Annotated in this window: 5 protein-coding genes; all 5 read left to right on the forward strand. The window is 33.2% G+C overall.

The features are described 5' to 3' along the window. The first annotated feature begins 61 nt into the window (after positions 1 to 61). Positions 62 to 1,093, forward strand: a complete 1,032-nt coding sequence (mglB, locus tag HMPREF1984_RS08455; RefSeq protein ID WP_021767549.1) for a galactose/glucose ABC transporter substrate-binding protein MglB — start codon at positions 62 to 64, stop codon at positions 1,091 to 1,093. Positions 1,094 to 1,183: 90 nt separating this feature from the next. Further along, positions 1,184 to 2,698: a galactose/methyl galactoside ABC transporter ATP-binding protein MglA gene (gene mglA, locus HMPREF1984_RS08460; protein WP_021767550.1), complete on the forward strand. Its 1,515-nt coding sequence runs from the start codon at positions 1,184 to 1,186 to the stop codon at positions 2,696 to 2,698. A 10-nt stretch (positions 2,699 to 2,708) separates the two neighbouring features. Continuing rightward, a complete protein-coding gene (mglC, locus tag HMPREF1984_RS08465; RefSeq protein WP_021767551.1) occupies positions 2,709 to 3,740 on the forward strand; it encodes a galactose/methyl galactoside ABC transporter permease MglC in 1,032 nt (343 codons plus the stop codon). Positions 3,741 to 4,068: 328 nt separating this feature from the next. Next, the gene (locus HMPREF1984_RS08470) at positions 4,069 to 11,415 is read left to right on the forward strand and encodes an autotransporter-associated N-terminal domain-containing protein (RefSeq protein ID WP_021767553.1); all 7,347 of its coding nucleotides are present in this window, start codon (positions 4,069 to 4,071) and stop codon (positions 11,413 to 11,415) included. A 324-nt stretch (positions 11,416 to 11,739) separates the two neighbouring features. After that, positions 11,740 to 18,619, forward strand: a 6,880-nt coding sequence (locus tag HMPREF1984_RS08475) for an autotransporter-associated N-terminal domain-containing protein (RefSeq protein ID WP_021767554.1), incomplete at its 3' end; no start/stop codon positions are given.

The following is an 18,619-nucleotide window of genomic DNA, read 5'->3' on the forward strand; positions in this document are numbered from 1 at the left end:
TAGTTTATGATACTCAGGCAACTTAGTTAGGTAATAAAAAAAATTATATAGAGGTGAAGAAATGAAAAAGATTTTATGGTTAATGTTAGCAATGGTAATGTTGCTATCATGCGGTGGAGAAAAGAAAGCTGACGGAGCGGCGGCAGGAGGAGACAAACCTGCAGAAGGTAAAAAAATTAAAATTGGAGTTACTATCTACAAATATGATGATAACTTCATGGCAACATTGAGAAAAGATCTTGAGGCATTTGCTAAGGAAGATGCAAATATAGAATTAATCATGAACGATTCTCAAAACAGTCAGGCAACACAGAATGAACAGGTAGATGCACTTCTTTCAAAAGGTGTAAACGTATTAGCAATCAACTTAGTTGACCCGGCAGCAGGCCAAACAATTATTGACAAAGCAAAAGCTGCAAATGTACCAGTGGTATTCTTTAACAAAGATCCAGGAACAGAAGCATTAAAAACTTATGACAAAGCTTACTATGTTGGAACAAAACCTGAAGAATCAGGAGTAATTCAAGGACAATTAATTGAAAAAGTATGGAAAGCACATCCAGAATTAGACTTAAACAAAGACGGTGTTATCCAATACGTTATGCTTAAAGGAGAACCTGGACACCCTGATGCAGAAGCAAGAACAGCTTATTCAGTAAAAGAATTGAATGACAAAGGAATCAAAACAGAAAAATTACAGGAAGATACAGGAATGTGGGATGCAGCTCAGGCAAAAGATAAAATGGATGCATGGCTTGCCGGACCTACAGGTTCTAAAATAGAAGTTGTAATTTCAAACAATGATGGTATGGCTTTAGGTGCTTTAGAAGCTTTAAAAGCTCACCAGAAAAAATTACCTGTATTTGGAGTAGATGCGTTACAGGAAGCTTTAACATTAATCGAATCAGGAGAATTAGCAGGAACAGTATTGAATGACGGAACAAACCAGGCAAAAGCAGTTCTGGAACTTTCAAGAAACTTAGGTAATGGAAAAGATCCTGTTGAAGGTACATCATGGAAATTAGAAGAAAAAGCAGTTAGAGTTCCTTATGTAGGTGTAGATAAAGAAAATTTGGCACAATTTAAAAAATAATTGAATAATTAATAGTTGAATTGTATACCGTAAATAAAAGACTTTATCGAATTTTATTTACGGTATCTTTATTTCGGAAGAGGTGAACAGATGGAAAATTCTCAAAATAGACATGAATATGTATTGGAAATGGAAGGAATCAGCAAGGAATTTCCTGGGGTAAAAGCACTTGATAATGTTACATTGAAGATACGTCCCAACAGTGTTCATGCACTTATGGGAGAAAACGGTGCAGGAAAATCGACACTAATGAAATGTCTTTTCGGAATATATAAGAAAGATACAGGAGAAATATCACTGGAAGGACAGAAAATAGAGTTTAAAAATTCGAAGGATGCACTTGAAAGAGGTGTTTCAATGGTGCATCAGGAGTTAAATCAGGTTACACAGAGAAATGTAATGGATAATATATGGCTTGGAAGATATCCTAAAAAAGGTTTATTTATAGATGAAGATAAGATGTATAAAGATACGAAGGAAATATTTGCAAAACTGGATATAGATATAGATCCTAGAACGAAAGTAAGCAGACTTTCTGTTTCGCAGATGCAAATGCTTGAAATTGCAAAGGCGGTTTCATATGATTCAAAAGTATTGATTTTAGACGAACCTACTTCATCCCTGACAGAAAATGAAGTAAAACATCTTTTCAAGATAATAAGAAAACTTCAGGGAAATGGTATTGGAATAGTGTATATTTCACATAAAATGGAAGAAATAACAGAAATATGTGATGAAATTACAATACTTAGAGATGGAAAATGGGTTACTACAGAAAAAGTAAAAGATCTTACAACAGATCAGATAATAAACCTTATGGTGGGAAGAGATCTGACAAACAGATTCCCTGATAAAACAAATAAGCCGGGAGAAGTTATACTGGAAGTTGAACATCTGACAGCAAAAAGACCTAAGTCAATAGAAGATGTATCCTTTACATTGAGAAAAGGAGAAATATTAGGAATTGCAGGACTTGTAGGTTCAAAGAGAACTGACATAGTGGAAACGTTATTTGGAGTTATTGAGAAAAAATCAGGAACAGTAAAAATACATGGTAAGGAAGTAAATATAAAAAATCCTAAGGAAGCTACTAAAAATGGATTAGCACTTATAACTGAAGAAAGACGTGCTACGGGAATTTATTCAATGCTGGATATAAAATTTAATTCAATTATTTCCAATACTAGAAATTATAAGGCGTTATTGGGACTTTTGGATAACAGTAAAATAGAAAAAGATACAAAATGGGTTATTGACAGCATGCACGTAAAGACTCCGTCGCAAAAGACACATATAGGAAGCCTTTCAGGAGGAAATCAGCAGAAAGTAATAATAGGAAGATGGCTGCTTACAGCACCTGAAATACTTCTTATGGATGAGCCTACGAGGGGAATAGACGTAGGTGCGAAGTTTGAAATATACCAGTTAATGATAAATCTGGCCGAAAAAGAAAAGGGTATTATTATGATTTCTTCAGAAATGCCTGAACTGCTGGGAGTAACAGACAGAATACTAGTCATGAGTAATGGTAGAGTGGCAGGTATAGTAAATACCGCTGAAACTTCTCAGGAAGAAATATTAAAATTAACGGCTAAATATTTATAGGGAGGCAAAAATGGCAGAGAAAGTTGTAAAAGAAAATAAGAAATCTTTTGATTTGAAAAATCTGATATTAAATGGAGGAATTTATCTGGTACTTCTATTACTGTTAATTCTAATAGTAATGAAGGATCCTACGTTTTTAAGCTTATTAAATATACAGAATATTCTGACACAGTCATCAGTAAGAATAATAATAGCTCTTGGAGTTGCAGGACTTATCGTAACACAGGGAACAGATTTGTCAGTAGGAAGACAAGTTGGTATGGCGGCACTTATATCGGCAACATTGCTTCAGGCTATGACAAACGTAAATAAAGTTTTTAAAGGATTACCAACATTACCTATACCTGTAGTTCTACTTCTTGTAGTAGTTATTGGTGCCTTAATAGGGTTAATAACAGGACTTATAGTTGCAAAATTAAATGTAGTACCTTTCGTTGCAACAATGGGGACAATGGTAATAGTTTACGGGATAAACTCGTTATACTTTGACTTTGTAGGGGCATCACCTGTAGCAGGATTTGACAGAAAATATTCACTGGTGGCTCAGGGGGCATTATTCCAGATTGGACAGCTTAGACTTTCTTATCTGATAATATATGCTGTAATTGCAATTGTATTTATGTGGACATTGTGGAATAAAACAGTATTTGGTAAAAACCTGTTTGCTGTAGGGGGAAATCCTGAAGCGGCAAGAGTATCAGGAGTTAACGTTGCAAAAACAATACTTATCGTATATATGTTATCAGGGGTAATGTATGCAATAGGAGGATTCCTTGAAGCGGCACGTATAGGATCTGCAACAAACAACCTTGGATTCATGTATGAAATGGATGCCATTGCGGCGTGTGTTGTTGGAGGAGTTTCATTCAGTGGAGGAGTAGGTAAGATTTCAGGAGTAGTTGCAGGAGTTATAATTTTCACACTGATTAACTATGGACTTACTTATATAGGAATAAGCCCTTACTGGCAATATATTATAAAAGGTATCATCATAATAACAGCAGTTGCTATAGATGTATTGAAATATAGAAAAAATAAATAAAGATTCCATATCTAGTTTATATATTATTTAAAGAGGATAAAATTTCATAATAAAAAGAATTTTATCCTTTTTATTATGATTTTAAATAGGCAAAAAGATAAAATTTTGAATAAATATAAATAAACTGAATTATTTGAAAATAAATAGTTTTTACATAGATAGTTACAGTTGTTTTTTTGAATTTTATTTGATATACTATATACAAACTAATATTAAATTAGGAGGAAAAAATGGGAAAACAAATATTGAAGGTCCGGTAAAATAAAAATAAATATAATAGACACAGTAAATTAGATAATAAAAATAAATATATAGATAAGGAGAAGAAATGACTAATAATTTGAAGAAACTCGAACAAGATTTAAGAGCATTAGCAAAAAGATGTAAAAATATCAGTTATACAAAAGGATTGCTTCTAAGCTTTTTAATACTGGGATTGCTGTCATTTTCAGAAGGATTGACATCGCCTGAAATAAAAAGTACTGAAAGCTCAATAAATCAGGCAAGAAAAGAATTGAATACTTCAATTAGTGACATGAAAACACTCTTCAGGGAAGCTAAAAGAGAAAATGATAAGCTTCTGAAGGGATCTAATCTGGAACTGATTCAACTGATGGAACAGGGAGATCAGGTTGTAAAATCTCCATGGAGTTCATGGCAATATGGAATGAACTATTTTTATAGTAACTGGAGAGGAACATATAAAGGAAAAGGAGATAAAAAGGAAAAATATCCTTATGAAGGGATATATAGAAGAAGTAATGATTTATTCCTGAGATCGATATCTCCTAACAGTAGAAACTACAGCAGATATGTTACAAGAGTATATGATGATCCGCTGCATTCAGCAACTACATCAACAATAGGATTATCAAATGCATCATGGGGAATAGAATCATCAGTATTTGATCAGGAACCTGTGACTACATTGAATCTGCTTGCAACAGTAAGACCTAAGGAAATAAAAAAACAGGCACCAGTGGTAAATCTTGGAACAATAGAAGGGCCTGAGGAAATAAGTTTCAGTATTAATCCTCCTGAAGTGGAAATAAGTACTCCAACAATAAGAGAAGTGAGTTTTAATCCAGTGACACCTGTTACAACTACTTTACCAGGGTTCCTATCTTTTAATATGAAAATGAACTCTTTCTGTGATGGAATAAACTCTACAAATTGTGATACAGCCTATATTGAAGGGAAAAGAGTAACTGACTCTGAGATTGCTTCAGTGGAAGATATACTAGATAAAAAGACAAATGCGGCTTCAGGATATGTATGGGGAAATGACAGCAATAAACCTGCTGTTATGAAAAACAGTGCAGGTAAACCATTTAAAATCTATTTTGATGTTACAGAAGGTAAAAATGTAACTGTTACTAAAAATCTTGTAATAGATTCATCAGCATATAGGAACGATACGGATACAAATTTAATTTTAGGAAATACTTCTTTAAATAATAAAAGTGGTAACCAAACTGCATATTTTCTTTTAGGTGGTTCAAGAATCGGTTCATTGGATGCGAAGAATGGAAGTATAACAAATAATGCAAAAGTAAGTTTGGCAGGACCTTATGTTACTGCATTTGAAATACAGACAAATAATGGAGCAGGTACTAGAGAAATAAAAAATACTGGAGAAATAAATGATGAAATTGAGAAAATAGGATACAGAGGTCCGAATGGTCTGGGAGGAATTAAAGTTCCAGTAAAAATTAACAATAGATACTATTATGAAGGAACAAATGTAGAAATAACAGCAAATGATATGAACTATAATGGAACATCAGTTAATGGAGTAGATCAAGAAAATACACCAGGAAGTTTTGGAAATGGTATAGGTGGATTCGCAAGAGGAGCAGATACAGGTTATTTTGATGCAAATGGAATAGCCAGAAGTAACTATGATAACGGTGGCTATATGGGGTATAAAATTGGACTATTACTGACTCATGAAGATGTAGATAATGGTTCAACGGGAATAAACAAGTTAACAAATACTGGAAAAATAAATTTTTCAGGAAGTAATTCAATAGGAATGCAGGTTGATGCTGAAGGTTCAACACCAAATGTACAGGTACTTAATTCTGGTAATGGTTCAATATCTATTTCAGGAAGAAGTTATGGTATGAAATGGGACTCAAGAGTACATGGAAATAGTACACTTGAAAATGCAGGAAGTATAACTACTGGTGGTGGATACAGTGCCGGAATAGCTGTGATTGAGCAACAAGGAAAAACAGGAACAGATTCAATACGGGCATATCAAGGAAAAGTAAAAAATACAGGAGGAATAACTGTAAATGGTTCTAACAGTATAGGGATGTATCTTAAAGTGAATGCTCAAGATAATATTACAAATACTGGAACTATAAATGTAAATGGAACAGCAAATATTGGAATGAGAGTTGACAAAGGAAGTGTAACAACAGATGCAACAGGAGATCCTTCTGCTATAAATAAAAGTAATATAGTTGTAAAAGGGACAGCAAATATTGGAATGGTTTCCAATGGTGCAAGTAAAGCTCAAAATACAGGAGGTACAATAACTTTAACTGGAACAACAGGAAACAGTGCCGGAATGTATGCAACAGGTGGAGGAACTGTAGAAAATACAGGTACTATTACAGGAAGTGGATTAACAGACACAACAGGAATATCAGTTGATACAGGATCTACAGGAACAAGTTCAGGAAATATTAGTTTGTCTGGAAGTAGAATAGCAGGAGTCTATAATGCAGGAACATTTACCATAACAGGTGGAAATGTTACAACTAATGGAACTGGAGCATCAATTTATGCAAAAGGAACTGTAAATACTGACATTAAAGCAGGAACTATAACATCATCTGGAGGTTCAGTTGGACTTTTTGCAGATGATACATCTACTATAAATTTGGGAACTACTACAACAGCTCCTACACTAGTAACAAATTCCGGAGGATTAATGTTCTATAACAATCCTACTTCTTCTGCAGGAGCACAGACAAATAAATTTAATTTATTACATGATGTTAGTGGGACAGTAAATTCTGGGGGACTTGCATTTTATTTGAAAGATGTGAATACTGCAACTCAATTAAAAACAGCTTTAGACAATATGATTCTTAATAAAGATTTGATACTATCTTTAAAAAATGGAAGTTACTTGTTTACTGTAAAAAATAGTTCAATAGGAGCAGGAACTGAAATGAAATTATCTGAGTTACCTGGAGTAACAACATCAGGACTTACTTCTGTAGGAACTCGTGTAAAAATAGATAATGCAACTAGTGGGAATGACTATAAAATTTTGAAAATAACAGGTGGAAATATTCTTGTAGATGAGGATGTGAATTTGGAAACGGTTACTGATAAGTATAGAAGAATAGATAAAGAGTCTTCAAGTATAAAAGTAGCTTCAAGTAAAAAAATAGAAGGGACATCAGCAAATCAGGTTGCAATTGGTCAGAGAAACACAATTACTGCCAATGCGGCTGACATGAAACTTATAAATGAAGGTACTATAAAACTTGATGGAAATAAATCAACAGGAATAGCTGGAGAAACAGGTACTATAGAAAATAAAGGAATAATTAATGTAAATGGAGTAGAAAGTACAGGATTATATGGAGCAGACGGTTCTGTAATAACAAATGATACTGCAGGAAAAATTAATATAGGAAGTAAGGGAGCAGGGATACTTGCACAAAATGATTTGGATGGTACTTTAAAAACTACAGGAAAAATAACCGTAGAAAATAAAGGTGATATTACAGCTAATTCAAATGGTGTAAAGACTATAGGAATTTATGCTGACAATGCAAATAAATCAGTTGGGTCAACAGTAAAGCATACAAGTGGAAATATAGACTTATTAAATGCAAAAGGAAGTTTAGGGATATACACAAATAGTCTTGGACTGACGTCTTCAGGAAACATAAAAGTCGGAGATGAAAGTGCAGGAGTAAATGCTGTTAACTCTACAACAGTAGTTTCAGGAGGAAATGTTGAAGTAGGTACAAAATCTATAGGATTTATTTTAGAAGGTATTGGAAAAACATCAACAACTACTTTTGATGGGCAGGCTGCGGGAACACTGAAAATAAATGGACCAAATTCAGTAGGATATTATCTTGTAAATGCAGATGCAAATACAACTACAAACTTTAAAGATAATCTTGCATTTAATCCAGGAAACAATAAATATACTTATATCTATATAAAAGGAAACAGTGCAACAGACAAAAGTAAACTTGTTTACAATCAAGCAGGAAAAACTATAGATACAGATGGTTCAGTATTCATATTTGGTAAAGATTCTGATATAAAACTTGATACAGCATTTACTTTAACAAGTGCAAAAGATAAAGTTGTAGCTGCATATCTGAAAAATTCAGGAACTTTGACAAATGAAGGTTCCATCGACCTTTCAGGAGACAAAGCAGTTGCATTGTACGGAGAAGCTGGAGGAGCCCTTGTAAATAACAATATTATAAAAGTAGGAACAAACGGTGTCGGAATTTACAATAAAGGAGCAACTACAGGAGAAAATGGTGCAAATGGAGTAATAACTCTTAATGGAGATTATGGAATAGGAATGCGTTCTGAAAATGCTACTGGAAATATTGAAAACAAAGGTAAAATAGAAAGCTCAAAATTGAGGGCAGTAGGAATGTCATCAAGCAATGGTTCAAATGCCGTGACAAACAGCAGAACTATAGAACTTTCAGGACAGGAATCAATAGGACTTCATACTGATAATAAAGGGACAGCAGGGCATGCAGTAACAAATACTGGAACAATAACTCTTGTGGATGCAAATGACGAGGATAAACCTAATATTGGTATATATTCAGAACACTCAAGTGATGTAATAGTAAACAACGGAAAAATAGAAGCAGGAAAGAATACTTTAGGAATTTACGGAAAAGCTGGTGGAAACATAACTCTTGGTGCTTCTTCTGAAACAAAGGTTGGAGATAATGGAGTTGCTGTATTCTCAACAGGTGGAGATATTACTATTGCAAATGGAGCGAAACTTGAAACAGGAGCAAACAACGGAGTAGGAGTATATTATTCAGGAAGCAATGGAACAATTACAAATAATACTGATAAAATTACAATAGGAGATAAATCGTTTGGATTTGTAATAAAAGGTGGAACAAATAATAAATTCTTCAGTAACAGTACAGGAACTGTAGACTTGCCTGATAATTCAGTATACTTATACTCAGCTGATACTACAGGAACTACTTCAACTGTAAAAAATTATACAAACCTTAGAACTACAGGTGGAGAACTTGCTTATGGAATCTATACTAATGGTGGAGGAGAAAACTATGGTAATATGGATATGACTCAAGGAAAAGGTCATGTTGGAATATACAGCTACCTGCCACATCCTACCGGAGCGGTTCCTGCTACAGTAACTCCTAATGTATTTGTAAATCATGGAAGAATAGATGTTTCAGCTTCAGACTTGACAGTAGCTACTGACCAGAAAAATGGAATTGGAATGGCTGCAGGATATGTAAAACAGAGAACTCAGGTTGAAAATGTACTTGATGCCAGTGGAAATGTTGTAATAGATCCACTTACAGGAGCTCCTAAAACAGAAACAAAAATATATAGAGATGTAATAGGACTTGGAAATATTGAAAACCGTGGAGTAATATCAGTAACAACACCTAACAGTATAGGAATGTATGCAGGAGGAAAAGGTTCAATAGCTAAGAACTACGGAAGAATAGAATTAAGCGGAACAGATCTTAATGTAGGTATGTTCCTTGAAGACGGAGCTGAAGGATATAACTATGGAACTATAACAACAGTAGGAACTGGAAATGTTGAGCAAGTTGGAGTTGCAGTTCTGAGAGAAGCTAAATTCCATAACTATGGAACAGTAAATATTGATGCAGAAGATGGAATAGGAATAGCAATCGGAGGTAAACTGACACTTGTAAACAGAGGAGAATTTACAATATCCGGTAACAAGAAAACTGCTACAATGCATAACGGAACAGGAAATGTAACTGCTTCAGGAGAAGGAGCTGTGGCAATTGCAACAATATCTGATGATTCAAAAATAATGGGAGTACTTCCTGTAAATCAGGTAGGAATAGTACCTAAAGAAGGAACATATGATGCAGTTGTTACTTATAATGGAGTTGAAGTTCCTAATGTTCAGACAGTTGATGTAATACCTGAACTTGCACGTGGAAAAACTACAATTCCTACAGCACCTATAGGAATATATTTGGATACAACAGGAGTAAATGCAACAAGACCTGTAAATAATTTAGGATTACTGTCTGCAACCGGTATAAAATATGCAGATTTAATTATAGGAACTGAAGCTGCAGAACAGACAAATGAAAAATACTTGAAATTAAGTAAAGATCTTATAGCACCTTACAATGACATGATATTAGAGGCTCAAAGACAAGGATTAAGAAGATGGCAGATATATTCAAGTTCATTGACATGGATGGCTAAAGCAGTACAGAACAAGAATACTCAAGTAATAGAAAATCTATATCTAGTTAAAGTTCCTTATACTGTATGGGTAGGACAACAATCTACACCAATAAATTCAACTGATACATTTAACTTTGCAGAAGGACTTGATCAGAGATATGGAGTGGAAGCACTTGGTACAAGAGAAAGAAAACTGTTTGAAAAACTGAATTCAATAGGAAATAATGAACACATACTTCTGTCACAGGCATTTGATGAAATGATGGGACACCAGTATGGAAATACACAACAAAGAATGCAGGCTACAGGAAGTATTCTTGACAAGGAATTTACTCACTTGAAAAACGAATGGGATAATAAATCAAAACAATCTAATAAAATAAAAACATTCGGATCAAGAGGAGAATATAAAACTGATACAGCAGGAATAATCGATTATACAAACGATGCTTATGGAGTAGCTTATGTTCACGAAGATGAAACAATAAAACTTGGAAATAGTTCAGGATGGTATGCAGGAGCAGTACATAATAGATTTAAACTAAAAGATATAGGAAAATCAAAAGAAAATACAACAATGCTAAAACTTGGAGTGTTCAAAACAATGTCGCCTTCATCAGACCACAATGGAAGCCTACAGTGGACAATATCAGGAGAAGGATATGCTTCTATAAGTGATATGCATAGAAGATATCTTGTTGTAGATGATATATTTAGTGCAAAATCTACATACTACACTTATGGAGTGGCACTGAAAAATGAACTTTCCAAAGAATTCAGAACAAGTGAAAGAACAAGTATTAAACCATATGGAAGCTTGAAACTTGAATATGGAAGATTTAATGGAATAAAGGAAAAAACAGGAGAAATCAGACTTGAAATTCAAAGTAATGATTATCATTCAATCAAACCTGAATTAGGAATAGAATTTAAATATAAACAACCTATGGCAGTAAAAACAACATTTGTAACTACATTAGGACTGGCTTATGAAAATGAGCTTGGAAAAGTAGGAGATGTAAACAATAAAGGAAGAGTAAGATTTACAACGGCTGACTGGTTTGGTATAAGAGGAGAAAAGGATGACAGAAAAGGAAACTTTAAGGCAGACTTGAACCTTGGAATAGAAAATCAAAGAGTAGGATTTACATTGAATGCAGGATATGATACAAAAGGTAAAAATGTAAGAGGTGGAATAGGATTTAGAGCTATTTACTAGTTTAGGAAAAAAATAATACTATCTTAAAAGAAAGAGTGCAGGAACTATATTTTGTTATTTAAAGTATAGTTCCTGCATTTATTTATGTGTTTATTACTAGATAATCTAGTTTTTTAATAAAAGTAAAACTTTGAAGAAAATGATTGAAAAAATTTCATTTTTAAGATATAATTATAACGAAAATAAATGAGTAAACTAAGGAAATTTTAAAGTTATATTTAGTACATAATATGAAGGATAACAGTATAAAAGGAAGTTATCAGAGCCACTTAAGTTATATAAGTTTAAATATTCTAAGGTCTATGAAAAGGAGAGAAATTGAAGATGACAAATAATTTAAGAGGAATAAGGAAAGGGTTGTGTGCATTTGCAAAAAAATGTAAAGGATTTAAATATACAGATTCAGCATTGATTACATTTTTGATTACAGGTGCAGTAAGTGTTTCAAGTAATCTGTTTTCAGCTGAAAAAGATGGAAATATAGAAAAGCAGAAGCAGATACTTTCCACAGATATAAAGGACTTTAATGTTCTTATAAAGGAAGCTAGGAAAGAAAATAATAAACTGCTGAAAAATACAAATCTTGAACTTGTTAAGCTTATGGAACAAGGAGACCATGTGGTAAAAGCTCCTTGGAGCAGTTGGCAATTTGGGGCTAATTATATGTACAGCAAATGGAATGGTACATATAAAGGGAAAGGAGATAAAGCTGAAAAATATTCTTATGAAGGTATATTTGCTAGAAGTTTAAATTCATTTGAAAGAGTTGTTTCTCCTTTAAGTGAAAAATATGAAAGTTTAGAGTTTTCTACAAATAAATACTCAGCTTTAACAAGTTCTAGAAGAGGACTAGCTTCAGGTTATGGATTAACAGGTGTAGAAAGAAAACAAGAACCACTAGTTTCAATAGAAATTAATGCGGCAGTTAAGCCTAAGACTATACAAAAGACTCCACTTGCATTGAGCATACCTGGAATAAATGCACCTAATGTGCCTATACCAACTATCAATCCAAGTACACCAATAAACTTGGAATTACCACGTCCTAATACACCTAGTAAGGTGGTTGTTATTGCAAAACCTAATGCAGAACCATTTACAGGATATTATTTTGATGGAACATGGAATCATAGAGAGTTAAGAGACAATATTTCTATTTACTCAGGAATAGATCCTACTTCTTTAATAGGAAATATAGATAATAGAAATCCTACTCCTGCAGCAATGACAGGTTCATATAATGGTAGAGCATTTGAAGGAACACGTATAGTAGGGGAAAATAATAGATATACTAATGCTTACTATATAAATAGTCAAACTAATGCAACTAAAATTGAAAATAATACTTTCTATTTAAGAGGGCATTATTCTACAGATAGCTATAATGATAGTAATACTAGAGCACATTTGGGAATATCTAATAATGGGCATAAAATCTATAAAGATGCTCTTGGAAATGGTATTCCAGATGAAGGTGTTGTTGGAGTTCATACAGTGGGAGATTTAAATGTTAAAAATATAGTATTTAATCTATATGGAAGAGCAGGAGCAGTAACTACTGAAACTTGGAGACATGGAATAGTAGATTTAGATAACATAACGGTAAATATGTATAATAGCGACAATATGGGATTCTATAATATGCCGATTGCTAGATATACTTATAAATATTTTAGAACAGGAAAAGAGTGGCGTACTTCAGTTGGAGGTTTTACAGGAAAAGCTAATGTAAATGTATATGGAAAAAATAACTCAGTTTATTTAACAACAGGAATATCATATATGAAACATTGGGAAAATGAAGGATTAATACAATCAGATGGAGCTTCAAATATAGTATATTCAAGTTTTTCTTATGCTCCAACTTTATCTAAACTTGTAAGTCCAACTTCAGTTGACTATTCTAAATATACAAACACAGTAAAATTAGAAAACATTAAGCTATATGGTGATGAAAATATAGGTATGTATTTTGGTAGTAGAATGAAAGGAAATGCTGCTAAAGTACATAGAGAATGGGGAAATGAATTAGAAGGAGTTTATGGTTTTAATAGTAAAGCAGCACATATAGGTATATATCAAGGAGAAATAGATTTTTCTGCAAAAATTGGAGAAAAATTAACAATAAATAATCAAGCTCAACAAACAGCTGAAGGAAATTTAAACAATGCAGGTTATACTAACGAAACAGTTGATGGTGCTGTAGGAATTTTCTCAGAAAGTGGTCAAAGAGTTGGAATAGTAGCAAGAGGAGATATCATGGAAGAAACTCCACCACCTCAAGCAACAGTATTAGCTAATGCAGCAGATCCAAAATATAAAAAATGGTTTCTTCATCCTTGGAATCCAGGTACTCAAGAATTATTGCCGGTGGATTATACAAAAATCGGAAGTGCATATAGTTATGCAGTGGGTAATGATTATTCAAAAGACCCTATACATAATCTAGAAGTTGCAAAACTTGATATTAGATTTGGAAAATATTCTAAAAATGGAATTATGGTTTTGTCAAAACAAGGAACTGTAATTGATGTAGGTAAAAATACTTCTAATCTTCATATTACTGGAGTAAGTTCAGATATTACTGATGGTATCAATGGTGCTAATACTCTTGAAGCAGATGCTTCAACTGGAACTATAGTGGCTTATGCAGAAGGAACTTGGGATCAGCTAAAACATAGATATGGAAGTGAAGATGCAAGAATTGCTCAAAATGATGCTGATGCAGTGGCTATAAATAATGGAGCTGCTAGAAAAGCATTGACAGATGCAACTGCTACAACAGCTGCTAAACTACAAGGACTAGGTTCTGAAATAAATATCAATCCTAATGTAGTGCTAGCTTCAAAAGAAGGTATAGCATATATGGGAGATAACCAAGGTATAGTCAATGCAATGGGAACAACAGAAGCTGTTAACTATGGTTCAATAATTGCCTATGGTAAAAATAAGGGACAAGTTACTGTAAATGGAGCAGTTACAGCAATAGATAAAAATACAGTTTCTGAAGCTAATAAATTTAAGAATATAGGAGCTTTCGCAGAAGCTGGAGGAAAAGCTGAACTAAAAGGAGCAGTTACTATAAATGGAATAGGAGCCTTTGCTAAAGGAACAGGTTCAGAAGCAATATTATCTTCAACAAATAATGATATAGTAATAAATGCTGGAACTGTTGGAGGAATGGTTGCAACAGATAATGGATATGCTAAGTTAAATGGTGGAACTATCAATGTAACAAAAGATAATTCCAGACTTTTCTATGCAGATGCAACAGGAAAAATAGATTTTACAAGAGCTACTGCTATAAATGTTTCAAAAGGAATAGTACTTCCTCATGAAGAAAGTAATACAGCTTTCTATAATAGTAACGTTTCAACAGCAGCAGGGGTAACTCCTACAAAATATAATGGTATGGGAAATGTAACTATAAATCTTCTAAGTGATGATGTAGTTTTAAGAACTGTTGACAACCATGCACCTGAAACTTGGACTGGTGGAGCAAATTTTGAAACTAATGTTAAGAATATAATGAAATATTCAGTCTTAAATAAGAATGGACATACATATAAGGCATACTATACTAATGGAGAATTTAAAATTGCAGTAAACATTAATCGTGATGATACAACTGATGTATTTAACGGTATAGTTATGGGAAATGAAAAAGTTACAATTGATAATGGAATTTCTATTACATCTAATGCAGGAAAAGGTTTAGCACAAGCTGCCTTAAAAAATACTGTAGATAATACTAAGACTGCATATATAAATAATGGAACTGTAAGTATAACGGGAGCAAGTGCTGGAAGTATAGGACTTAAAGTTGACCATGGAACTATTGAAAATAATAGTTTAGTTAGTATGAATGATGGAATAGGTCTATATGGAAGCAGTGGAAGTAAAATTTCAAACAATGCAAATGGAAAAATTAGTATAAGTTCTCCAAGTCAACATGGAATAGGAATAGCAGGTTTCCTTACAGGAACTGCTGCTCAGGAATATGGAACAGATAAACTGATTAGCAACCTAATAGCAACAAGTGGAGGAAATCTTCCTAATACTATAAAAACAATAGATATTACTAATGATGGAGAAATTGAAATTTCAGGAAAAGCTGTAGGGATCTATGCTGACAATACAAGTACGATAGCTGGATTTAATAATCATGTTACAAAAGAAAATGCAGTTGTAAATAATAACGCTTCTTTAAGCTTTGGAGATGACAGTGTAGGAATTTATGCTAAAAAAGCAATAGTTAATTTAAGAGGAACAGGAACAAATGATATCTCTGTTGGTAAAAATGGAATAGGAGTTGCTGCAGAAGATTCAACTGTAAATCTCTTGACAGACTATGGTTTCCAAATAAAAGACAATGGTGTAGGACTTTATGCTAAAAATACAGATACATCTACTGGAACTATGAATGTAAAGTATACAGGAGCAAATGCAGCAGGTGTAGTAGGAACAGGGGCATATTTTGAAATGACAGGAAGTCCTATAACTAATAAATTAAATATCAATGTGGAAAATGTTCCAAATGCTACAGAAGGAATGATAGGAATCTATGCTAAAAATGGTAATTTTACTAATGAAGGAAATGTAAAAATAACTAATACAAATACCTTAGGTTTTGGTATTATATCTTCAGGAACAGATGTAACAAATAAAGGAGATATTACTTTAGAAGATTCTTTAAATCCGACTAAACCCAATATTGGAATGTATACAGCAGGGTCATCTCCTTTAAGAAACATGGGAAAAATTACTGTTGGTAAAAATGGAATAGGAATTTATGCTAAGAATTTCTCTAATGGAGATTCAGCTACTTTACCAAACAGCACAATAGAAGTTGGAGAAAATGGAATAGGAGTTTACACAGAAAGTGGAAATGGTCATCTTGAATCTGGAAGTATAAAAGCAGGAAAAGATGGAGTTGGAGTATATGTTGCAGGAAATGGTGGAACTATAACAGCAGCAAATACATTTAATATGACTCTTGGAGATGGTTCAAGTGATGCTGATAAAGGAGCTTTTGGTTTTGTTAACGTAGGTTCAAATAACAAGATTTACAGTGATATATCAAATGTTAACCTACAAAATAACTCTATATATATCTACTCAAAAGATACAAGTGGAACTTCAGCAAATCCACAAATTATAAATAATACTAATATCACTGCTACTGGAAAGAATAACTATGGAATCTATTCAGCAGGTTATACTGTTAATAATGGAAATATGAATCTGTCAGCAGGAACTGGAAATGTAGGAGTATATAGTGTTAATGGAGGAACTATAGAAAATAGAAGTGGGGCAATCACTGTAGGTGGTTCTGTTCCTGTAAATGATGAGTATGGAATAGCTATGGCGGCAGGTTATACTTGGACAAAGAAAGATTTACTAAAACCTGTTTCCCAAAGACCTGTCCAAACTACTGGAAATATAATTAATAGAGGAACTATTAATGTAAATGGCCAATACAGTCTAGGAATGTATGCCAGTGGAAATGGCTCTACTGCTAAAAACTATGGAACTATCAACTTAAATGCAAATAATACAACAGGAATGTACTTAACTGATAAAGCAGTTGGTCATAACTATGGAACAATAACAAATGCTGCAGGAGTAAAAGATGTTACAGGAGTTGTTGTAAAAAATGGTGCTAAATTTATAAATGAAGCTACAGGGGTAGTAAGCTTAAATGCTACCAATGCCCTAGGTGTTTTAAGAACTAAAGATGAAGGAGAAACTTTAGGAGTTATTGAAAACTATGGAACTTTTAATATCACAGGAGATGGTTCAGAGGTAGAAAAAGTTTCTGAATCTAAAGATTTAAATAAGAGTCTAGGAAAAGGTAAGGATAAAATTTCTATAGATGTACCAGCAGGAGCAACAACAGGAACTATTAAATTAGGAGATATAGTTCAAAGTCCAGAAATTGTAGAAACAAAGAGATTGGAATTAGAAGAAACACAAGTATCTACAATAGGTATGTATATAAATACATCAGGAGTTAAATTTACAAAACCTATAACAGGTCTAAGTGAATTAAGTCAATTAAGAAAAGCTGACTTAATTATAGGAGCTGAAGCTGCTCAAAGCACAACAGCTAAATATATACAAGTTGGTAAAACTATACTAGATCCATATAATGATACTATATTGAATAATCCACAAATAAATAAATGGAGTATTTACTCAGGTTCATTGACATGGATGGCTAATATAGGACAAAACCAAGTTAATGGAACTATAGAAAATGCTTACTTAGCTAAGATACCTTATCCTGTATTTGCAAAAGATAAAAATACTTATAACTTTACAGATGGACTGGAACAAAGATATGGAGTTGAAGGAATAGGAAGTAGAGAAAATGCATTATTCCAAAAATTAAATACTATAGGAAATAATGAAGAAGTTTTACTATTCCAAGCATTTGATGAAATGATGGGACATCAATATGCAAATGTACAGCAGAGAATCAATGAAACAGGAAATACTTTAGACAAAGAGTTTAAATATCTTAAAAACGAGTGGAGAAATCCAACAAAAGATAATAACAAAATCAAAGTATTTGGTATGAAAAACGAATACAGAACAGATACAGCGGGAATAATAGACTATACAAGTGATGCTTACGGAGTAGCTTATGTTCATGAAAATGAAGCAATAAAACTTGGAAACAGCTCAGGATGGTATGCAGGGGCAGTAACAAACAGATTCAAGTTTAAGGATATAGGAAAATCAAAAGAAAATCAGACTATGTTAAAGGCAGGAATCTTTAAAACAATGTCACCAATGACAGACCATAACGGTTCATTAAGATGGACAGTTGCAGGGGATGTATTTGTAGGAAGAAATGAAATGAAACGTAAATTCCTGGTGGTAGATGAAGTATTTAATGCCAAATCAGATTATACTTCATACGGAGCGGCACTTAAGACAGATTTAGGGTATGATATAAGAATGAGCGAAAGAACCCATTTAAGACCTTATGGATCATTGAAGATGGAATATGGAAGATTTAATGATATAAGGGAAGATGATGGAGAAATAAGACTGGAGGTTGAAGGAAACGACTATTTCTCAGTAAAACCTGAAGTTGGACTGGAATTCAAGTATGTACAGCCTTTAGCAGTAAAAACCCAGTTATCAGTAGGATTAAGTGCGGCATATGAAAACGAACTTGGAAAAGTAGGAGATG

Source organism: Leptotrichia sp. oral taxon 215 str. W9775 (assembly GCF_000469505.1).
Taxonomy (GTDB): domain Bacteria; phylum Fusobacteriota; class Fusobacteriia; order Fusobacteriales; family Leptotrichiaceae; genus Leptotrichia_A.

Coding starts and splice junctions, on each gene's coding strand:
- mglC (WP_021767551.1), top strand. CDS start 2,709: ATGGCAGAGAAAGTTGTAAAAGAAAATAAGAAATCTTTTGATTTGAAA.
- mglB (WP_021767549.1), top strand. CDS start 62: ATGAAAAAGATTTTATGGTTAATGTTAGCAATGGTAATGTTGCTATCA.
- HMPREF1984_RS08470 (WP_021767553.1), top strand. CDS start 4,069: ATGACTAATAATTTGAAGAAACTCGAACAAGATTTAAGAGCATTAGCA.
- mglA (WP_021767550.1), top strand. CDS start 1,184: ATGGAAAATTCTCAAAATAGACATGAATATGTATTGGAAATGGAAGGA.